The sequence below is a fragment of the Simplicispira piscis genome, assembly GCF_054783455.1.
In genome coordinates, this window is the sequence record NZ_BAAGQN010000007.1 from 92,275 (window position 1) to 111,361 (window position 19,087).

Here is a 19,087-nt window from a genome sequence, read left to right on the forward strand (position 1 = left end):
AGAGGCGGTTGTCCCTGTCCGAGGTATGTCGCCCATCAGATGATTTCATTCATATCCCGGTATTCAGCGCCGTGCCAGTGGCAGTAGCGCCGCCATACGCCAGACCAATGCGCGCAATGCACGGCGCAGCGCCGGGGTGCCTGCCGGTGTGAAGGCGGCCTGCAGCACCTCCTGCTTGGCGCAGCGCAGGGCTGCGCGGTCATTCGCCTGCAGGGCGGACAGCAGGCGGTCGTGCAGGCGCGCAAGGCGCAGCGCCTCGGCGGGGGGCAGGGCCGTTTGCTGCGCAGTGACGGGGGCCATCAGGTGCTGTGCCCAGGTGGTTTCCTGGTTGAAAGGGTGGGCGCAGTTCATGGCGTTTGCGGCGCTGCAGCAGCGCTCCGTGGGGCGGTCAGCCCGTACCAGTTCACCTTGCGCGTGAGCACCATCACCAGGGCCAGCACGGCAAACAACGCCAGTGCGCCCACGACCAGTGCCGTCTGCTCCAGTTGCAGCAGCACATACAGCAGGCTGTAGAGCAGCGCCATGCCCGCACCAAAGGGCAGGCCCCGGCGCACGCTGCCCAGCATGTGGCTGGCGTAGTAGCCCAGCAGCAGCACGCAGGCCGTGGCTGCCAGCGCATAGGCGGCGCCGAACGGCAGGTGCTCTGACAGGCTGAGCAGCAACAAGAAGAAGCTGCACAGCGCGCTGCCGACCAGCAGGTATTGCACCGGGTGCACGCGCAGGCGTTTCATCAGTTCGAAGAGGCCCACTCCCACAAAGGTGAGGGCGATGAACAGAACGCCGTACTTGATGGCGCGCTGGGCCAGTGAATACGGGTTCACCGGGTCAATGAAGGCCACACTGAAGCTGTCGGCGCAACCGCCGCTGGGCGCGGCTGCTGCGGCAGGCTCGTCGTCGCCGCCGCTGGCCTGGCACACCGGTTTGCCCTGGGCGACATCCTGCTGTGCTGTGGTGGCCAGGGACGACAGGCGCCATTGCGCCGTGAAGCCGTCGTCCCGTACCGCCCGTTCGGACGGCAGAAAGCGGCCGGTAAACGAGGGGTGCGGCCAGCCGCTTTCCAGCTGTACCTCGGTGTTGCTGCCCAGGGGCACGATGGACAGGCGCTCGGTGCCCACCAGTTCGAGGGCTAGCGTTGCGGCAAGGCCTTCGGTGGCGCCGATCACGGATTCGGGCAGCGTGGCATGCAGGCCCCGGCTGTACTGGGGATGAAAGGTGCCCGGTTTGAGCGCCAGCGTCTGCCCGCCCAGGGTGAGCTGCGCCGTGCGGATGCCGCGCGCATCGCCCACGCCCAGCATCAGGATGGGAGCCCCGCACTGCATGCGCGAGCCTTTGACGGTGGTTTGCGGCTGCAAGCGGGTCAGCGGCGCCCACTGCGCCTGGATGTAGGTCTTGAGCTTGTAGGTGTTGACCTTGTGCAGGCCCCGGGCACGCTCTTCCATGGTGGCGCCCGATTTCAGCTGGAGCGTCTCGGGCATGGCGGTCAGCAGGAACTCGCGGCGCCGCTCCTCCATGCGGCGCTCGTCGCCCTTGCCGGTTTCCACGTCCCAGCTCTCCACGCAGGCGCTGTGGATCAGTGGGCCCATCAGCGTTTGCGGCCCGGCCAGGCTGCTGGCCACGCTCTGGGCGGTCATGCTGCGGTAGTGCTGGCGGTCGCGTACCACGTCTTCGATCAGGCCCAGGCCGAAAAGCAGCAACAAGACGACGGCGGCCAGCGCGGCCAGTTTGGTGAACCAGGGGTGTTTCAAGGGTGTCCTCCACAGTGAATGTGGGGGCAGTCTGTGGCGCTGCCGTGAGGGCACGGTGAAGTTTGTGAGGGCAGTGTGAAGTCCTGCCGCTGGGCGAAACTTTCAGTGGGGCAGGTGCAGCTCGACCCGCAGCCCCGGCGCGGTGTTGCGTACCGCCATGCGCCCGCCATGCAGCGCCACCACGCGCTGCACAATGGCCAGCCCCAGGCCCGAGCCGCTGCGCTCGCCGCTCGGGCGGGCAGTGGTGAAAAAGCGCTCGCCCAGGCGGGTCAAAGCGTAGTCGGGCACGCCGGGGCCGCTGTCCTGCACGGCCACCGTGCTGCCTTGCAGCTCCACCGCCACGGTGCTGCCGGCGGGCGAAAAATCAATGGCGTTGTCGATCAGGTTGCACAGCGCCAGGGTGATGAGTTCGGCCTCCCACGGGCCGCTGGAACCCTGGCCCGTGAGGGTGAGCGCCACGCCGCGCTGCGCCGCCCGCGCCTGGGTGTGGGCCAGCGCGGTGCGGGCGCAGTCGTGCAGCGCCACCGGGCCCTGCGCTTCGGCGTGCTGGCGCTGCTCGAGTTTGCTCAGCTCCAGCAGGCGGTCGATGAGGCGCTGCAGGCGCTCGCTTTGCTGCACCACCTGGGCGGCAAACAGGGCGCGGTCGCCTGCGGGCAGGTCTTCCTGCAGCAGCTCGCCGGCGCCGCGGATGGCGGCCACCGGGCTCTTGAGTTCGTGGGTGAGGGCGCGCACATAGTTTTCAATGTAGCCATGCCCCTCCAGCCGGGCGCGCATGCGGTCCATGGCGCGCGCCAGGTCGCCCAACTCGCCCGGCACCTGCGGCACGGCCAGCACCGGGGAGGCTGCGGCGGTGTGCGTGCCCGCCTCCGGGCCCTGCACGCTCAGGGCATAGTCGCGCAGGCGCCGCACGTTCCACACCATCCACAGCGTCACCGCCACCCCCACGGCGGCCGACAGCGCCAGCAGCAGCAGCCCGCCCATCAGCACCTTGTGCTCGGCCCGGTCGATGAAGCGCTGCACGGTGCGTGTGGGCTTGGCCACGGTCAGCACCCCGGCGATGCGGTTCTGCACAAAAATGGGCGCCGAGACGTGCATCACGCCGCTGGTGTCGTCCCCCGGCGTGTCGCGGCTCATGCGCGCACCGTACTCGCCGCGCAGGGTGAGCGCCACGTCGCGCCACTGCGAGAAATCCTGACCGACGGCCTGCGATTGCGAGTCAAAGACCACGCGCCCGGCACCATTGGTCACATAGATGCGGTAGTCGAGCGATTGCTTGGAAAACCCCCAGATGGCCGCATCGACGGGGCGGCTGGCGTAGCGCTGCACATGCCGGGCAAAGGCGCTGCCGCCCGTTTGCAGGCTTCCCGAGGCCAGATTATCGCTGGCCAGTTCGGCCAGGATATGGGCTGTGTCCACCATCATGTCTTCCATCACCTCGCGCACGCTGGGCTTGATCTCGGCCACGAACACGCGCAGCACGAAAAACGCGGCAATGCCGTTGATGAGAAAGAAGGCGAACAGCAGGCGGATGCCCAGGCGCATAGGTCAGCGGTTTGTGGTGATTGCTATCAAAAATAGAGCTGCTTGCGCTTGATACATAAGCGCTAGAGGCCTATTTTTGCATGAAACTAAACCTCAAGACAGTAACCCATGCCCCGGTGCGTAACGATGTAGTCCGTCGCCGGGTCTACCTCGCGCAGCTTGGCGCGCAGCGTCTTGATGTGGGTGTCCACCGTGCGGTCCGTGCTTTCGCTCTCATCACCCCAGGCGGCAGACAGCAAGGCGTCGCGCGCATGGATGCGGCCCGCGCCCGCCAGCAGGCACGACAGCAGGCGGTACTCGCGCCGCGTGAGCGGCAGTGGCTGGTTGTGCAGAAGAATGCGCTGGCCGCTGCGGTCGTCGCAGAAGGCCGTGGTGGGTGCGGGCGCCCGCGCCACCGGGGTCCCGGCGCGGCGCAGCAGGGCGCGGGCGCGGGCGGCCAGTTCGCGCGTGCTGAAAGGTTTGGCCAGGTAGTCGTCGGCGCCCAGCTCCAGGCCCAGCACGCGGTCGAGTTCCTCGCCCCGGGCGCTGAGCATCAACACGGGCGTATTGCCTGCGGCGCGCACTTCGCGGCACAGGTCCAGGCCGCTGCCGTCGGGCAGGCCTACATCGAGTACCAGCAGGTCAAAGCCGCCGCTGCTCCACTGGCTGCGGGCGTCGCGCAGCAGCAGGCTGTGCGTGGTGTGCAGGCCTTCGCGCTCGAGCGCATAGGCGACAGTCCGGGCGATGGCCGGGTCGTCCTCCAGCAGCAGCACGCGCAGGGGTGCCATGGCCAGGTTCAGTGCGCCAGCGCCGGGAACAGCTTGCCCAGCCCCTCGGCCATCACCTCCACCGCCAAGGCGGCCAGGATCAGGCCCATCAGGCGCGTCATCACATTGATGCCTGTTTTGCCCAGCACGCGCGCAATCGGGTCGGCCAGCGAAAAGCACGCAAACGTGGCGGCAGCGATCACCACGCCATAGCCCACCAACGCCGCGTGTTGCCAGAAGGTCTGCGCGCGGTCGGCATAAATCACCACGGTGGACATGCTGGCTGGGCCGGTCAGCAGCGGAATGGTGAGGGGCACCACCGCAATGCTGGCGCCCGCCGCCGCCTTTTCTGCGCCTTCTTCCAGCTCGTGGGTATTCGTCTTGGCCTCGGCGGGCTGGGCGTTGAGCATGTTCATCGCACTGATCAGCAGCAGCATGCCGCCGCCGACCTGGAAGCTTTGCAACGAGATATTGAAGAAATCCAGAATCTGCAGGCCCAGCAGCGCGCAGGCGGCGATCACGCAAAAAGCACTGAACGCCGCCGTGCGGATGGTGCGCTTGCGCTGGGCCTCGGAAAAGCCCTGTGTGTAGTGGATGAAAAACGGAACGATGGCCAGCGGGTTGACGATGGCCAGCAAGGTGATGAGGGGCTTGAGATCCATCTTGTCTCTTCGGGTGAGGGAGTGCCGATCCTAGCGGGAAACGGCATTGTGTACTGCGCGTTTCGATGGTGCGTGAATTGCACACATTCTTGCGCGCCGTCAGTCTTTCGTCGAACTGTTCTTGTGGTGTATGCAATGGGCCCGTGTAATATTTTTTTACAACTCAACGCCGCGAACCCGCGAGGAGGTGTCCGATGAACTTCAGCGACATGAAAATTTCGACCAGGCTGATTCTGGGCTTTGCCGTGATGGGGGTTTTAATCTTGGCCTTGGGCGCGGTGTCGCTTTGGAAAAGCAATGCTATCCAGGCTGAATTCAAGGTCGTGACCGAGGCGCGCCTGCCTCGGGTGGTGATGCTCAATGACATCAAGGGACACCTGGGGAAAATTGCTATCGCGATGCGCAATATGGTGCTGGTGGAGGGAAGCGATGAAGTCAAGCGCCAGCAGCAGCAGGTGCTGGCATCGCGCCAGAAGATCGGAGAAGTGCTGGGGCGTCTCAAAGCGGAAATCACGGCGCCCAAGGGCAAAGAACTGCTCGGGAAGATCGGGGTGCAGCGCGAGCGCTATGTCCAGGCGCAGGAGCGCTACCTCGCGATGATGAACGATGGCAACCTGGGTGGTGCGCGCAGTTATCTTCATTCCGACGTGGGCCCGGTGTTCGATGCATATTTCGAAGCCGTCGATGGCCTGATTGCTTTCCAGACCGATCTGCTGGGCGAGGCGGTCGATGCGGTGAGCGTGGCGGTGGCCTCAATCCAGAAAACGGTCTGGGCTGCGGTGCTGGCGGCCTTGCTGGGAGCGATCGTCCTGGCCCTTTGGATCATTCGTGCCATCACCGTGCCTTTGCAGAAGGCTGTGGAAGTGTCGCGTGCAGTGGCTGCTGGCGACCTGAGCATGGATCTTCATGTCCAGGGACGGAACGAAACCGCACAGCTTCTCCAGGCTTTGCAAGAGATGCTCCAGAGCCTGCGCAAGGTGGTGACAGACGTGCGCTCAGGTTCCGAAGGTGTGGCATCGGCCAGCTCCCAGATCGCCCAGGCGAACCATGATCTGAGTGCGCGCACCGAACAGCAGGCCAGCGCGCTGGAAGAAACAGCGGCGTCGATGGAGCAGCTCAATTCCACCGTGCGCCAGAACGCCGACAACGCGCGGCAGGCCAACCAGTTGGCAATGTCCGCCAGTACCGTGGCAGAACGTGGAGGGATGGTGGTGGGTGAAGTGGTCGGCACCATGAAGGGCATCAACGAAAGCTCCCGGCGCATTGCCGACATCATTGGGGTGATCGACAGCATTGCCTTCCAGACCAACATCCTGGCCCTGAATGCGGCGGTAGAGGCCGCCAGGGCAGGCGACCAGGGCCGGGGCTTTGCCGTGGTGGCCAGCGAGGTGCGGGCCCTGGCGGGGCGCTCGGCCGATGCCGCCAAGGAGATCAAGCAACTCATCGGTGCGAGTGTGGAGCGCGTTGATGCGGGTTCTGCGCTGGTGGATCAGGCCGGTGCCACGATGCAGGAGGTGGTAACGGCTATTCGCCGGGTGACCGATCTGATGGGTGAAATCAGTGCCGCCAGCAATGAGCAAAGCCAAGGCGTCGGCCAGGTGGGCGAGGCCGTCACCCAGATGGATCAGGTGACGCAGCAAAATGCCGCGCTGGTGGAGGAAATGGCGGCAGCGGCCAGCAGTTTGCGCGGGCAAGCGCAGGACTTGGTCCGGACGGTGGATGTGTTCCGCACGGGGGATGAAAAGGAGCGCCCTGCAGCAGGTTTGCAGGGCGCTCCTTTAGCATTCCTTCCGTCTCGTGCCACCAAACCTGCGAAGGCGGCTGGACAGAAGGGTTTGCCGCGTTTGACTGCGTGAAGGTGCTGCTCGAAGAGTGCAGCGCTGCGATCGGCGTGCAGTGTGCAGCCGCCAGCAAAAGTACAGGTGCTTTTCGTGCCGTCACAGGGAGACGGGCATGGCAGGGCGTAGGCGTCAGGACGCTAGCAACGGCTGGGCGGGGCGCCGTGGCAGGCGTGGTGAGTGGGGTGTATGGGCCACAGGGGCGCTGGCTTGCCCGCCGTCGCGTGGCAGCGTGAATATGGCGATGGTTTCCACCTGGCTTTGTGCCTGGTCCTGCAGGCTGCGCGCAGCGGCCGACAGTTCTTCCACCAGCGCGGCATTTTGCTGGGTGGTCTGGTCCAGGTGTTGTACCGCTTCACCGATCTGCCCCATGCCGCTGCTTTGCTCCGCCGTGGCCGCGCTGATGTCGGTCATGAGAGTGGTCACGCGCTGGATGGCGGTGACGGCTTCCTGCATGGTGGCGCCGGCAGTGTTGACCAGCTCGGTACCCTTGCCCACGCGTTCCACGCTGGAGGTGATGAGCGTCTTGATTTCCTTGGCAGCATCGGCAGAGCGCCCCGCCAGGGCCCGTACCTCGCTGGCCACCACGGCAAAGCCCCGGCCCTGGTCGCCTGCCCTGGCGGCCTCTACCGCCGCATTCAGGGCCAGGATGTTGGTCTGGAAGGCAATGCTGTCGATCACGCCGATGATGTCGGCGATCTTGCCCGATGAGGTGTGAATCTCGTGCATGGTGCTGACCACCTGGCCCATCACCTCGCCGCCCTTGACCGCCACCGCGCTGGCGCTGGCCGACAACTGCTGTGCCTGGCGCGCGTTGTCGGCGTTCTGGTGCACGGTGGCGTTGAGCTGCTCCATGGCGGCTGCTGTCTGCTCCAGTGCGCTGGCTTGTTGTTCCGTGCGGCTGGCCAGGTCGTGGTTGCCGGAGAAAATTTGCTCCGATGCGCTGGCCAGGCTTTCACCGCCTGCGCGGATCTCGGTGACGATGCCGGTCAACTGCTGCTGCATGGCGCCCAGCGCATGCAGTACCTGGGCCGCTTCGTCCTGGCCCTGCACGGTCACCGCATGGGTCAGGTTGCCCTGGGCAATGGTCTGAGCCACGTCGATGGCATGCCCCAGTGAGCGGGAGATGCCGCGCACCAGGGCGGCAGCGAAAACCATCGCAAACAGCAAGCCCGCAAGAATGGACGCGATCACGGTCGCACGGATCATCGAGTACCGTGCGTCGGCCGCTGCTGCGGCTTTCTTGCCTTCTTCGAATTGCAGTTTGACCAGGGTGTCGATGCCATCCCCGACGGGCCCATACAGGGGCCGCACCTTTTCGACCACGATGCGGTTGGCGGCGGGGATGTCGTTGGCACGCAGCGCCGCCACAGTCGCCAACAGGCCTTCCTGCACAAAGCGTCGGCGGTTCTCGGTGAAATCCTTGGCCAGGCGTTCCTCTTGCGCGTTGTGGCGGCGGGCCAGGTAACCGTCCCACAGGCGGGTAATGGCACCGATATTGGCTTCCACCTCTGCCGTAGTGGCTTTGATGGTGGGTTCATCCGGTGTCACCAATGCCACGGCCAGGATGAGTCGCTGGCGCAGCAGCAGCGCCTGGATCGCGCCGATGTCCGCCGTCGTGGTGAGCCGGTCTTCGTACATGGAATGCACGGCGTTGTTGGACTGAACGATGCCCCATAGACCCAGCCCTCCAATGCTCAGCAGCATCAAGGACATCAGTCCGGCCAGGGCCGCGACGCGGGTTGAGATTTTGAAGCGGTTCATGAAAACTCCCGTGGGTTGGGGGCCACCGCAATGGCCGTTGTTGAAAGAGGAACTGGGGCAGGGATCTGGGCGAGGCAGGCTTCAAAGGCGGCGATCGGCTGGGGCCGGTCGAACAGGAAACCCTGGAAAATCGAGCAGTCGAGGCGCTGCAGGGCATCGCGTTGGGCGGGGGTTTCCACGCCCTCGGCAATGACACTCAGCCCCAGATTGCGGGCCATGCCAATAATGGTCTGGACGATGGCGGCATCGCCCGGTTCACTGTCGATGTCCTGCACAAAGCTGCGGTCGATCTTGAGCTGGTGCAGCGGCAAGCGCTTGAGCTGCGCGAGGGACGAGTAGCCCGTGCCAAAGTCGTCCAACGCAAAACGCACCCCGTGGTGGCGCAGGGCCTGCATCTTGGCCACGGTATCGGCCACATCGTCGAGCACCAGGCTTTCGGTCAGTTCCAGCACCAGGTGGGTCGGCGATGCGCCCGACCGTGCCAGTGCATCGCAGACCTGGCGCACGAAATCAGGATGCCGAAACTGCCGCGCACTGACGTTCACCGCCAGCTCCAGGTGCTGGGTGCGGGGGTGCTCGGCCCAGGCGCTCAGTTGTGCGCAGGCTTGTTGCAGTACCCACTCACCGATGGGCAGGATGAGGCCGGACGTCTCGGCAATGGGAATGAACTGTGCGGGGGTCACGTTGCCGTGCAGCGGGTGCTGCCAGCGCAGCAGCACCTCGGCGCCCAGCACTTGCCCGGCCTGGTTCACCTGCGCCTGGAAATGCAGTGCGAGCTGGCCTGCGAGGATGGCATCACGCAGCGCAGCTTCCAGTGCGGCCCGGTTTTCCAGCGCCGCCTGCAGGGCGGGGTCGAACAGGCGGTAGTTGTTGCGCCCGGCGTTCTTGGCCTGGTACATGGCCGTGTCGGCGCGTTTGAGCAGTTCATGGATGCTGGCGTTACCGCGCCGGAACAGGCAGATGCCGATGCTTGCGCTGCCGTGGTGCATCTGTCCCGGCAAGGCGCAGGGTTTGGCGGCGGTAAGCAGCAACTGCCGTGCCAAGGCTTCGGCCTGGGCCTGGGCCTCTCCTTCAGCGTTGCTCAGGTGGTCCATCAGCACGACGAATTCATCGCCGCCAATGCGGGCGACCGAGTGGGGCGCCAGCACGTTCTGGCGCAGGCGCCGGGCGATCTCTACCAGGTACAAGTCGCCTACCTCGTGCCCCAGTGTGTCGTTGATGTTCTTGAAGTTGTCCAGGTCCAGCAGCAGCAAGGCCCGGTGCTGTGCATCCTGGCCACTGGCGTCCAGGGCCTTCTGGATGCTGTCGCGCAGCAGGCGGCGGTTGGGCAAACGGGTCAAAGGGTCGAAATAGGCGAGCTGGTGGATGGCATGCTTATTCGCGGCCAGCCGCGACTGCATGGAGCGCAGGTCGAACAGCAGGGTGCTGATTTCATCCTTGCCGTGCACGGCAATGGGTGAATCCAGTTGCCCCGCGGCTATGTTGCGAAACACTGCGCTGGCTTGCCGCAAGGGGCGAACGATAGAGCGGATCAGCATGGCGCCCAGAAATCCCAGCGTGGCCATCGATGCCAGCAACGCGCCCACGGCCCACTGGCGTGTCTGTGCGTGGCGCTGCACACCGGCTTCGTAGGCAGTGCGGGCCTGCTCGAACTGCAGGTCGATGAGGGCCTGGATGAGCGGGCTGTCGCGCTCGTACAGCAGGCGTGCGGTGTTCGCGTGTCGCTGGGTGCCCGCGTAGTCCAGGTCGCGCAGCGCCGTGATGGCGGGTTTCACGGCGTCTTCGCGGTAGCCGGTGCGCCGCTGCGTAAAACGCTCGGCCAGTGGCGTCTCCTGCGGCCCTTTGGCGGCAGCGGCATAGGAAGTCCACAGCTGGTCGATGCCGCGCATGTTTTCTTCTATGGCCTGCGCCGCACGGCGTGCCCCCTCGGGCTGCAGGGCCGCACCTGTGGTGGCCCCTGCCCATGTGGATTCGGCGAGTGCCCTTTGCAGTTGGAGCTGGTTGCCCTGCATCAGTTGCGCAATCTGCGCCAGGCTGCGCACCGGGGTCATGCGCTTCTCGTACACCGTGCGCAGGCTTTCGTTGGATGCAGCCAGCCCCTGAATGCCCATGGCGGCCAGCAGTGCGCTGACTGTGGCCGCCAAAACCATCATGGCGGCCAGGCGCGTGCCAATGCGAAAGCGCGAAAACAGGCTGTGCGCCATACCTTGTGGCGTGCCCGCCGTTGGCGGCCAAGGCGCCGCCTCCAGTGCAAGCGTGGAGTCACTCATGGCATGGACCATGGTGTGGGTGCCGCCGACAACAGCACAGCGGGGGCTGAAAAACTTGTGTTGGAACCGAACATTGGCATCTGTCCGCGGGCACAAGGCCGTGGCGTGGAGCGAGGCGTGTTCGGGGCCTCAGAGGTTCTGGCTGCGGGGTGGGGGCAGGCGTGAACCGGGGAGGTTGATTTTTTAGTGAGGGATTGTTACTGACAATGAGGTCAAACCCTGTGATCGGGGTCAGGAAATGGCGGTGTGTGCAGGCGGTCGCAGGTGTCGATAGCTTCCTGCGCCAGTTCGGCCAGCTTGCGCCGTTGCGAGCGGGCGGCCGAGCGCAGCAACTCAAAAGCCGCATCGCGCGGCAGCCGGTATTGCATCATCGTGATGCCCGTGGCGACATTGATGCTGCGGTCACCATTCAGTGCTGTTTGGAGGTGGGCGCGCTCCTGGCGCAGGCTGTCGATTTCCTGGGCGCGCTGCAGTGCCGCCTCAATAGAGGGGCGCATTTGCACCACATCCAGGGGTTTGACCAGGTAGCCCAAGGCGCCAAATCCCGAAGCGCGTTCAACGGTCTGCGTGTCGCTGAAGGCGCTGAACATGAGGAAAGGAATATGGTCCAGATTGCGCAGGCGATCGGCCAGCTGCAGGCCATCGCGCCCGGGCATGCGTACATCCACGATGGCCAGGTCTGGCCGCAGGCCACCGGTCAGCAGTGCTTCGGCGTCGTCCACGGATTCGGCGGTGCTGACCTGGTAGCCCATGTCTTGCAGCCCGCTGGACAGGGTGGCAAGGATGAGGCGGTCGTCGTCCACCAGCAGCAGGTGGGCTGGAGGGCGCGTGGGGGCAGTGCTGGCAAGGTTCATGGCGAGGGCGGTGATTCAAGGTGGATGACCGGCGGGGTAAATTCCAGACGCAGCACCGCCCGATCAGCATCTTGGGTGCGGATCAGTGTGGCGCCGCTGCGGGGCATGAGGGCAGAGACCAGGCTTTGCCCGCCCCGCGGTGGTATGGGCGCCACGGGCCATTGTCCGGGGTTGGCGATGGTGATGTGGATGTGGTCGGCCTGCATCCCCTTGCGCAGTGCAACCTGGACATCCTGGTGTGCTTGCCCGCCATGTTTGACCGCGTTGAGTATCAGCTCGTTGAGCACCAGCGCCACGGGCACGGCCTCTGTGGGACTGATGCGGCATGCCTGCCAGGGTGTCGGAATATCCACGTGGATGGGGGTGTCCCAGAGCGATTCAATACCCGCTGCCACGGCGCACGTCAGTTCACACAGTCGCACACGGTCGGCGTCGGCACGGCCCTGCAGTCCGTGGATGACGGAAATGCTGTGGATTTGCCCAATGACCTGGTTGATGGGCTGGTGCAATTGCGGATGCTGGTGATCCAGCGTGCGCAGCATGCCCATGATGCCCTGCAGATTGTTCTTGATGCGGTGGTGCACCTCTTGCACGAGCGCATCGCGCTGCGCTTGCTCCCTCTGGCGGCGCTGCGCCTCTTGTTCGTGCAGGCTGGTGATGTCGATCATGGTCACCACGTAGTGCGTGGTGCGCGCCTGCGGATCCTGAACCGGGCTGAGTGTGAGCCAGACCGGGTAGACCTCGCCTGATTTGCGGCGCAGCCAGTCACGGCACTGCAGGGATGTGCGGGGGGAAAATTCCAGAGTCCTCCTTTGTGAGGGTGCGTCGGGAATCGCGTCTGTCGGCGCCCACAGGAAATCCGGGGTTTTCCCCAGTACCTCTCGCGCCTCATAGCCCGACATGTGGAGGAAGGACTGGTTGGCCTGCAGGATGGCGCCTTGGGCATCGGTGATCAGCATGCCCTCCTGGCATTCGAAGGCGATGGCAGCTACGCGAAGTGCTGCCTTCTGGCGCCTGCGCTCGGCCATGTGGGACGCCAGCGATAGGCCCACTACGGACAGAATCATCATGTACGACCAGTACCCGAAGCCGTGGCTGGTGGCGATGTCGTGGGCAAAGAAACCGGTGCGCTGGTAGGTGCCCCACAGGGCCTGCAAGGAGATCATGCACAGCAAGCTGGTGGTGGAGAGCAGGCCCAAGCGTGCGCCTGACCAGCTCACGAAGAGGAACATCCAGTAGGCATTGGCCAGTGGCGCCAGCAGCGGGCTTTGCGCACTGCCAAAAATGGCTGCAGCACTCACCGTGGCCAGAAGCCAGACCAGGAGACCTTCATTCACACGGCGCAGGGATTCGGGAAAACGCAGGGTGCGACGGTATGACAGGACCAGTGGCGCGATCAGCAGACTGCCCAGCGCGTAGCCCAGCCACCCTTGCAGCAGGTGCCCGGACCAGGCGGCTGGGGCGATTTGGCCCGCCAGCAGCAGCCCCGTGCTGGTTGTCAGCGCACCAATCCCGGCCCCGACGCCACACACCCACAGCAGCACATGCTGAACGACCTTGAATGTGGGGTGATCCCTGTCAAAGTGGGCTTGCCGCAGCAGGAGCACGCACGAGACCCAGGCTGCCGTGGTGGTACCCAGCGCTTGGGCCAGTGCAGCAAGTGGCGCATCGCCCGTCAGCAAACGGCTGAGCAGGCTGGCGATAAACAGAGTGGGCGCCCAGCGCAGCCCGCCAACGATCAGCAGCGCCAAGGCGAGCCCACAGGTGGGCTGAAACAGTTGTGTCAGCCCCTGGCCGGGCAGCGGCATGGCCGTGGTATCGGCCAGCGCCATGTAGAGCAGCACCGTGCCTGCCAAGGCCAGCAGCGATGGCTGCTGGGATGTGCGGGGCTCGGTCACGGCACGAAAATAGTAGTCAAATTGGCATCCAGCGCTTATCTATAAAGCGCTGTAAGCTATGTTTTTCGAAGCAAACGTGCGGCATCACGGGCGAAGTAGGTGAGCACGCCGTCGGCGCCTGCGCGCTTGAAGGCCAGCAGGCTTTCCATCATCACGGCGTCGTGATCGAGCCAGCCGTTTTGTGCTGCGGCCTTGAGCATGGCGTATTCGCCGGACACTTGGTAGGCGAAGGTGGGCACCTTGAACTCGTCCTTCACGCGGCGCACCACGTCCAGGTAGGGCATGCCGGGTTTGACCATCACCATGTCAGCGCCCTCGGCGATATCGAGCGCCACTTCGCGCAGGGCTTCGTCGGTGTTGCCGGGGTCCATCTGGTAGCAGTTCTTGTCGGCCTTGCCCAAGGCGCCGCGCGTGCCCACGGCGTCGCGGAACGGGCCGTAGAACGCGCTGGCGTACTTGGCGCTGTAGGCCATGATGCGCGTGTGGATGTGGCCATGCGCTTCCAGCGCGTCGCGAATGGCGCCAATGCGCCCGTCCATCATGTCGCTGGGCGCGACGATGTCCACGCCCGCTTGCGCATGCGTGAGCGCCTGGCCCACCAGCACTTCGACGGTGTCGTCGTTGAGGATGTAGCCGGTCTCGTCGAGCAGGCCGTCCTGGCCGTGGCTGGTGTAGGGGTCGAGCGCCACGTCGGTCATCACGCCCAGGCCGGGGAATTCTTTTTTCAGCGCCCGCACCACGCGCGGGATCAGTCCTTCGGGATTGAGTGCTTCCATGCCGTCGGGCGTTTTGAGTGCGGCATCGATCGATGGAAACAGTGCCAGCACCGGGATGCCCAGCTGCACGCATTCCTCGGCCACGGGCAGCAGCAGATCCAGGCTCAGGCGATCCACGCCGGGCATGGACGTGACGGCTTCGCGCCGGTTCTGGCCTTCGTGCACGAACACCGGGTAGATCAGGTCGTGGGGTGTCACGGCGTGCTCGCGCACCAGGTTGCGGGTGAAGGCATCGCGGCGCAGGCGGCGCGGGCGGTTGGCGGGGAAGGGGGTGGGGCTGGAGAGATGCATGGGGAAAATTGTGCCTGATCTGGCTGCACAAAGATTGCGGCTGCTTGAACGCAGGCGCCTGCAGTGCTAGATTAGCGCCGGGTAGAACTTCTACCCCCCGCTTTTTCCTCCCTGAGCGGGGCCTGGAGGCGCAAACCGCCCCCAGGCTTTCCTGGCCCGGCATAGCCTGCCGGGCTTTTTTTGGGCGGCCTGCCCTGTGCCCCACTAAACTTGCGGCATGCTTTGGGTCAAATCTTTCCATATCGTCTTCGTGGCCAGCTGGTTTGCGGGGCTGTTCTATCTGCCACGCATCTTTGTGAACCTGGCCATGGTGGCGCCCGGTTCGGCCGCTGAGCGCGACCGCTTGCTGCTGATGGCGCGCAAGCTCATGCGCTTTACCACCTTGCTGATGGTGCCTGCCGTGGGCCTGGGCTTGTGGCTCTGGCTGGGCTACGGCATCGGATGGGGGCCGGGCAACGGCTGGATGCACGCCAAGCTGGCCATCGTGGCGCTGGTGCTGGCCTACCACCATGCCTGCGGGGTGCAACTGCGCCAGTTTGTGGCCGGCACGAACCACCGCAGCCATCGCTGGTTTCGCTGGTTTAACGAGGCCCCGGTGCTGATGCTGCTGGCGGCGGTGGTGCTGGTGGTGGTGAAGCCGTTCTGAGGCATGCCGAAGGGAGCGATCGGTGCATAAAACCTCTGCCTGGCCGCTGGCGTTGGTCTATGTCGCACTGATCGTCTTTGCCAGCCTGTTCCCGTTCATGGGTTGGCGTGCCCAGGGCATTCCGCCCGGGGTTTTTTTGCTGGCACCGTTGCCCCCGCCGTACTGGACGGGGTTTGACGTGGTCACCAACCTGGCCGGCTATGCGCCGCTGGGTTTTTTGCTGGCGCTGGCCATGCTGCGCACAGGCCGGGGTTGGGTGGCGGTGCCGCTGGCGCTGCTGGCGGGCGGCACGCTGTCGCTGCTGATGGAATTTCTGCAGATTTACCTGCCCCAGCGCGTGCCCTCCAACCTGGATCTGGCCCTCAACACGGGCGGTGCGCTGCTGGGAGCGCTGAGCGCCGCGTTGCTGGAGCGCCTGGGGGCCATCGACCGCTGGAGCCGTTTTCGTGCGCGCTGGTTCGCCCATGATGCGCGGGGCGCCCTGGTGCTGCTGGCACTGTGGCCGTGGGCGCTGCTGTTCCCGGCGGCTGAACCTTTTGGCCTGGGTCAGGTGCTTGAGCGCCTGGAGCTTGCCTTGGCTGAGCTGCTGGCTGATACCCCGTTTTTGGCCTGGTTGCCGGTGCGCGAGGCGCAGTTGCAGCCGCTCTCGCCTGCGGCTGAGCTGCTGTGCGTGGCGCTGGGTTTGCTGGTGCCCTGTCTGCTGGCCTTCAGCATGGTGCGCCACCGGGGGCGCCGTGTGGTGCTGGTGTTGGGCATTGCGCTGGTGGGCGTCGCCGCGACGGCTTTGTCGGCCGCACTGAGTTATGGTCCATCCCATGCCTGGGCCTGGTTGGGTATGCCGGTACGTGCCGGTCTCTGGCTGGGGCTGGTGCTGGCCGCCTTGTCGCTCGTGCTGCCGCAGCGGGTCAGCGCGGTGCTGCTGCTGGTGGTGCTCACCATCCACCTGGCGCTGCTCAACGATGCGCCCACCAGCGCCTATTTCGCCCAGACCCTGCTGGTCTGGGAGCAGGGGCGTTTCATCCGTTTTTATGGGCTGGGCCAGTGGCTGGGATGGCTGTGGCCTTTTGCCACACTGGTGTATGTGTTACTGCGGGCCTCGCGGCGCAGCAGTGCTTCCTAAAATGCAGGTATGAGCGATTCCACATCCCCCGCGCCCGCCTACTTCGCGCGCCATATTTTCTTTTGTCTGAACGAGCGCGCCAATGGTGAAAACTGCTGTGCCCAGCATGGCGCGCAAGCGGCGTTCGATCGTTGCAAGGCCCTGGTCAAACAAGCGGGCCTGGCCGGGCCGGGCCAGGTGCGTGTGAACAAGGCCGGCTGCCTGGACCGCTGCGCGGCCGGGCCCGTGGCCGTGGTTTATCCCGAGGGCGTGTGGTACAGCTACGTGGATACGGCCGACATTGATGAGATCGTCGAATCGCACCTCAAGAACGGGCGCGTGGTGGAACGTTTGCGCACGCCACCGGAACTTGGGCGCTGATCCGGCCTCTATCTGTTTTTAAATATATAACTTTTTGGCATCTAGCGCCCTATTTACAAGCGCTGGAAGCTATCAAATAGATAGTATTCAGTGAACGCACAAACCGAGAAATTGCGGCTCCAGGGCGAAGCGGGTGCCATTGAGGTGCAGCGCGATATCCCTGCAGGCGCAGCGCCCCGTGGCGTGGTCGTCATTGCCCACCCGCACCCGCTGTTTGGCGGCACCATGGATAACAAAGTGGTGCAAACGCTGGCGCGGGCCTTTGTGCAGTGCGGTTGGAGCGCTGTGCGTTTCAATTTCCGTGGCGTGGGCGCCAGTGCCGGTGTGCATGACGAAGGGCGTGCTGAACAGCAAGACATGCTGGCGGTGGTGCGCCAGGTGGCACCCGAGGGTCCGATTGCCCTCGCCGGGTTTTCTTTTGGCGCTTTTGTCACCAGTCATGTGCTGGCCGATCTGTGGGACAAGCGGCAGGTGGCGCATGCCGTGCTGGTGGGCACTGCGGCCAGTCGCTTCACGGTAGCCCCGGTGCCGCCTGCGGCGCATCTGCGCACCTTGGTGCTGCATGGCGAGCAGGACGATACCGTGCCGCTGTCTTCGGTGATGGACTGGGCGCGGCCCCAGACACTGCCTGTCACCGTCCTCCCCGGAGGCGGGCATTTCTTTCACGGACAATTAAATCTCCTCAAAGAACTGGTGGTTCGCCACCTGCAATCGGGCGCCTGAAGCGTCCTTCTTTGGCGCGTTGCGCCCTCTGCGCTTTTTTGCGTGCGCCTATTTACTCTTCTCTATGGTTTTTTGAATGAACAGAATTTTCTCTACGTTGCGATCCTTGGTTGTGTCCGTCGGTGTGCTGTCCTGCGCCCTGGTGGCGCAGGCGCAGGCTCCTCAGCCCCCTGAAATCGCCGCCCGGGCCTACATGCTGGTGGATGTGACGGCAGGCCAGATCCTGGCGGGCAAAGACATTGATGCGCCCGTCGAGCAGGCGTCCCTGACCAAGTTGATGACCGGTTATCTGGTCTTTGACGCGCTGCGGGCCAAGAAGATCAGCCTGCAGCAAAAACTGCCTGTGAGCGTGCGCGCCTGGAAGATGCCTGGATCGCGCATGTTCATCGACCCCAAGATGCAGGTGCCGGTGGACGACTTGCTCAAGGGCATGATCGTGCAGTCCGGCAACGACGCCACCATGGCCCTGGCCGAAGGCGTGGGTGGTACGGCGGAGAACTTCGTCAAGCTGATGAACGACCAGGCGCGCGCCCTGGGCATGAAGAACACGGCCTACAAGAACCCCGAAGGCCTGACGGAGGCCGGGCACACCACTACGGCGCGTGATCTCGCCACGCTGTCGTCGCGGCTGATACACGACTTCCCGGAGTACATGCACTACTACGCCACCAAGCAGTACCGCTACGAGGGCACCCCGGCATCCAACAGCAACAACCGCAACCTGCTGCTCTACCGCGACCCCAGTGTGGACGGCCTCAAGACGGGACACACCGAAGCCGCAGGCTACTGCCTGGTGTCCACGGCCAAGCGCGATTTTCCCCAGGTGGGCGCGCGCCGGCTGGTCTCCATCGTCCTGGGGGCTTCGAGCGAAAACGCGCGGGCCAACGAAAGCCAAAAGCTGCTGAACTGGGGCTACACCGCCTTTGATGCCGTCAAATTGTTTGATGTAGGCCAGAGCGTGGACACCCCTGCAGTATGGAAAGGCAAGGCCTCGCAGCTCAAGCTGGGCCGCCCCGAGGCCATCGTGGTGGCCGTGCCCTCCGGGAGCGCTGGCAAGCTGACCACGCAGATCGTTCGCCCTGATCCGCTGGTCGCGCCCTTCACCCAGGGGCAGGAAATCGGCACCCTCAAGGTGGTGCTGGGTGAGCAGACACTGCGCGAAGTGCCCTTGGTGGCGCTGGAGGCGGTGGAGCAGGCGGGTCTTCTGGGGCGGGCCTGGGACGGTATTCGCCTTTGGATCAAGTAAGCGCGAGCCCGCGAAGCGGCTCGTCGGGGCTTGCTGAGCGCTGGCCTATCTGCTACATTTGAAGGCTTTTCGGAATTTCCGAAGGGATTCACGTTTTCGTATTTTACGTTTAGGGACGATAGTTCATGCCAACCATTAACCAGCTCGTGCGTCACGGGCGTGAGGTCGAGAAGACCAAATCCAAGAGTCCGGCGATGGAAAACTCGCCGCAGCGCCGTGGTGTGTGCACCCGTGTGTACACCACGACGCCCAAGAAGCCCAACTCCGCTCTGCGCAAGGTTGCCAAGGTGCGCCTGACCAACGGTTTTGAGGTCATCTCCTACATCGGCGGTGAAGGCCACAACCTGCAAGAGCACAGCGTTGTGCTGGTGCGCGGCGGTCGTGTCAAGGACTTGCCTGGTGTGCGTTACCACATCGTGCGTGGTTCGCTCGACCTGCAAGGCGTGAAAGACCGCAAGCAGTCGCGCTCCAAGTACGGCGCCAAGAAGCCCAAGGCCAAATAAGCCCTGCGCTTTTCAGCAAAAACAATCGGTGTTTGATTCGCCTGGCTGGCGGCTCAAACGAAGTGACCCCAAGCGCGAATATTTCGTGTGGGTCGAGTAAGTG

General features: G+C 64.6%; 17 protein-coding genes. 7 read left to right on the plus strand and 10 right to left on the minus strand.

All coding sequences use genetic code 11. The features are described from left to right. Nucleotides 1-63: 63 nt before the first annotated feature. From ACYVOC_RS03725 to ACYVOC_RS03745, 5 genes are all read right to left on the minus strand, one after another. Nucleotides 64-351, minus strand: coding sequence for a hypothetical protein (locus ACYVOC_RS03725; protein WP_461160934.1), 288 nt, complete (start codon nucleotides 349-351; stop codon nucleotides 64-66). Then, nucleotides 348-1,745, minus strand: coding sequence for a cell envelope integrity protein CreD (gene creD, locus ACYVOC_RS03730; RefSeq protein ID WP_461160935.1), 1,398 nt, complete (start codon nucleotides 1,743-1,745; stop codon nucleotides 348-350). Before creD ends, ACYVOC_RS03725 begins: the two co-directional genes overlap by 4 nt. A gap of 102 nt (nucleotides 1,746-1,847) precedes the next feature. Beyond that, complete coding sequence (gene creC / locus ACYVOC_RS03735) at nucleotides 1,848-3,287, minus strand: two-component system sensor histidine kinase CreC (RefSeq protein ID WP_461160936.1); 1,440 nt, start codon at nucleotides 3,285-3,287, stop codon at nucleotides 1,848-1,850. An 86-nt stretch (nucleotides 3,288-3,373) separates the two neighbouring features. Then, a complete protein-coding gene (locus ACYVOC_RS03740) occupies nucleotides 3,374-4,054 on the minus strand; it encodes a winged helix-turn-helix domain-containing protein (protein ID WP_116005754.1) in 681 nt (226 codons plus the stop codon). Nucleotides 4,055-4,062: 8 nt separating this feature from the next. Then, on the minus strand, nucleotides 4,063-4,695 hold the full coding sequence (locus tag ACYVOC_RS03745; RefSeq protein ID WP_116005755.1) for a MarC family protein: 633 nt from the start codon (nucleotides 4,693-4,695) through the stop codon (nucleotides 4,063-4,065). 194 nt (nucleotides 4,696-4,889) lie between these two features. Between ACYVOC_RS03745 and ACYVOC_RS03750 the strand changes: the two genes are divergently transcribed. Then, entirely contained in the window at nucleotides 4,890-6,551 is a 1,662-nt protein-coding gene (locus tag ACYVOC_RS03750) for a methyl-accepting chemotaxis protein (RefSeq protein WP_461160937.1), read from the plus strand. A 114-nt stretch (nucleotides 6,552-6,665) separates the two neighbouring features. Here ACYVOC_RS03750 and ACYVOC_RS03755 read toward each other — a convergent pair whose 3' ends face one another. The 5 genes from ACYVOC_RS03755 to hemB form a co-directional block, all read right to left on the minus strand. Continuing rightward, nucleotides 6,666-8,297, minus strand: a complete 1,632-nt coding sequence (locus tag ACYVOC_RS03755) for a methyl-accepting chemotaxis protein (protein ID WP_116005757.1) — start codon at nucleotides 8,295-8,297, stop codon at nucleotides 6,666-6,668. After that, nucleotides 8,294-10,567 carry a putative bifunctional diguanylate cyclase/phosphodiesterase gene (locus ACYVOC_RS03760; protein WP_461160938.1) on the minus strand — a complete coding sequence of 758 codons (2,274 nt, stop codon included), beginning with the start codon at nucleotides 10,565-10,567 and terminating at the stop codon, nucleotides 8,294-8,296. Before ACYVOC_RS03760 ends, ACYVOC_RS03755 begins: the two co-directional genes overlap by 4 nt. Before the next feature lie 212 nt (nucleotides 10,568-10,779). Beyond that, the gene (locus tag ACYVOC_RS03765) at nucleotides 10,780-11,421 is read right to left on the minus strand and encodes an ANTAR domain-containing response regulator (RefSeq protein ID WP_116005758.1); all 642 of its coding nucleotides are present in this window, start codon (nucleotides 11,419-11,421) and stop codon (nucleotides 10,780-10,782) included. Then, entirely contained in the window at nucleotides 11,418-13,319 is a 1,902-nt protein-coding gene (locus ACYVOC_RS03770; protein WP_461160939.1) for a PAS domain S-box protein, read from the minus strand. Before ACYVOC_RS03770 ends, ACYVOC_RS03765 begins: the two co-directional genes overlap by 4 nt. 56 nt (nucleotides 13,320-13,375) lie before the next feature. Beyond that, nucleotides 13,376-14,386 (minus strand): porphobilinogen synthase, encoded by a 1,011-nt coding sequence (hemB, locus tag ACYVOC_RS03775; protein ID WP_116005760.1) that lies wholly within the window; start codon nucleotides 14,384-14,386, stop codon nucleotides 13,376-13,378. Nucleotides 14,387-14,603: 217 nt separating this feature from the next. Between hemB and ACYVOC_RS03780 the strand changes: the two genes are divergently transcribed. The 6 genes from ACYVOC_RS03780 to rpsL all read left to right on the plus strand — a co-directional run bounded on the left by ACYVOC_RS03780 (nucleotide 14,604) and on the right by rpsL (nucleotide 18,984). Beyond that, nucleotides 14,604-15,032 (plus strand): CopD family protein, encoded by a 429-nt coding sequence (locus tag ACYVOC_RS03780; RefSeq protein WP_116005761.1) that lies wholly within the window; start codon nucleotides 14,604-14,606, stop codon nucleotides 15,030-15,032. A gap of 22 nt (nucleotides 15,033-15,054) precedes the next feature. Beyond that, complete coding sequence (locus tag ACYVOC_RS03785; RefSeq protein ID WP_461160940.1) at nucleotides 15,055-16,152, plus strand: VanZ family protein; 1,098 nt, start codon at nucleotides 15,055-15,057, stop codon at nucleotides 16,150-16,152. 9 nt (nucleotides 16,153-16,161) lie between these two features. Next, nucleotides 16,162-16,512, plus strand: a complete 351-nt coding sequence (locus ACYVOC_RS03790; protein ID WP_116005763.1) for a (2Fe-2S) ferredoxin domain-containing protein — start codon at nucleotides 16,162-16,164, stop codon at nucleotides 16,510-16,512. A 90-nt stretch (nucleotides 16,513-16,602) separates the two neighbouring features. Further along, nucleotides 16,603-17,235, plus strand: coding sequence for an alpha/beta hydrolase (locus ACYVOC_RS03795; protein WP_116005764.1), 633 nt, complete (start codon nucleotides 16,603-16,605; stop codon nucleotides 17,233-17,235). A 76-nt stretch (nucleotides 17,236-17,311) separates the two neighbouring features. Beyond that, nucleotides 17,312-18,481, plus strand: coding sequence for a D-alanyl-D-alanine carboxypeptidase family protein (locus ACYVOC_RS03800; protein ID WP_116005765.1), 1,170 nt, complete (start codon nucleotides 17,312-17,314; stop codon nucleotides 18,479-18,481). Nucleotides 18,482-18,606: 125 nt separating this feature from the next. Continuing rightward, nucleotides 18,607-18,984, plus strand: a complete 378-nt coding sequence (gene rpsL / locus ACYVOC_RS03805; protein WP_056266875.1) for a 30S ribosomal protein S12 — start codon at nucleotides 18,607-18,609, stop codon at nucleotides 18,982-18,984. Nucleotides 18,985-19,087 lie beyond the last annotated feature (103 nt).

What these genes read in the sequence shown, in the direction of transcription:
- ACYVOC_RS03760 (WP_461160938.1), bottom strand. Translation starts at nt 10,567, where the DNA reads ATGAGTGACTCCACGCTTGCACTGGAGGCGGCGCCTTGGCCGCCAACG.
- ACYVOC_RS03725 (WP_461160934.1), bottom strand. Translation starts at nt 351, where the DNA reads ATGAACTGCGCCCACCCTTTCAACCAGGAAACCACCTGGGCACAGCAC.
- ACYVOC_RS03780 (WP_116005761.1), top strand. Translation starts at nt 14,604, where the DNA reads ATGCTTTGGGTCAAATCTTTCCATATCGTCTTCGTGGCCAGCTGGTTT.
- creC (WP_461160936.1), bottom strand. Translation starts at nt 3,287, where the DNA reads ATGCGCCTGGGCATCCGCCTGCTGTTCGCCTTCTTTCTCATCAACGGC.
- ACYVOC_RS03765 (WP_116005758.1), bottom strand. Translation starts at nt 11,421, where the DNA reads ATGAACCTTGCCAGCACTGCCCCCACGCGCCCTCCAGCCCACCTGCTG.
- ACYVOC_RS03750 (WP_461160937.1), top strand. Translation starts at nt 4,890, where the DNA reads ATGAACTTCAGCGACATGAAAATTTCGACCAGGCTGATTCTGGGCTTT.
- hemB (WP_116005760.1), bottom strand. Translation starts at nt 14,386, where the DNA reads ATGCATCTCTCCAGCCCCACCCCCTTCCCCGCCAACCGCCCGCGCCGC.
- ACYVOC_RS03745 (WP_116005755.1), bottom strand. Translation starts at nt 4,695, where the DNA reads ATGGATCTCAAGCCCCTCATCACCTTGCTGGCCATCGTCAACCCGCTG.
- ACYVOC_RS03800 (WP_116005765.1), top strand. Translation starts at nt 17,312, where the DNA reads ATGAACAGAATTTTCTCTACGTTGCGATCCTTGGTTGTGTCCGTCGGT.
- ACYVOC_RS03755 (WP_116005757.1), bottom strand. Translation starts at nt 8,297, where the DNA reads ATGAACCGCTTCAAAATCTCAACCCGCGTCGCGGCCCTGGCCGGACTG.
- ACYVOC_RS03740 (WP_116005754.1), bottom strand. Translation starts at nt 4,054, where the DNA reads ATGGCACCCCTGCGCGTGCTGCTGCTGGAGGACGACCCGGCCATCGCC.
- rpsL (WP_056266875.1), top strand. Translation starts at nt 18,607, where the DNA reads ATGCCAACCATTAACCAGCTCGTGCGTCACGGGCGTGAGGTCGAGAAG.
- ACYVOC_RS03790 (WP_116005763.1), top strand. Translation starts at nt 16,162, where the DNA reads ATGAGCGATTCCACATCCCCCGCGCCCGCCTACTTCGCGCGCCATATT.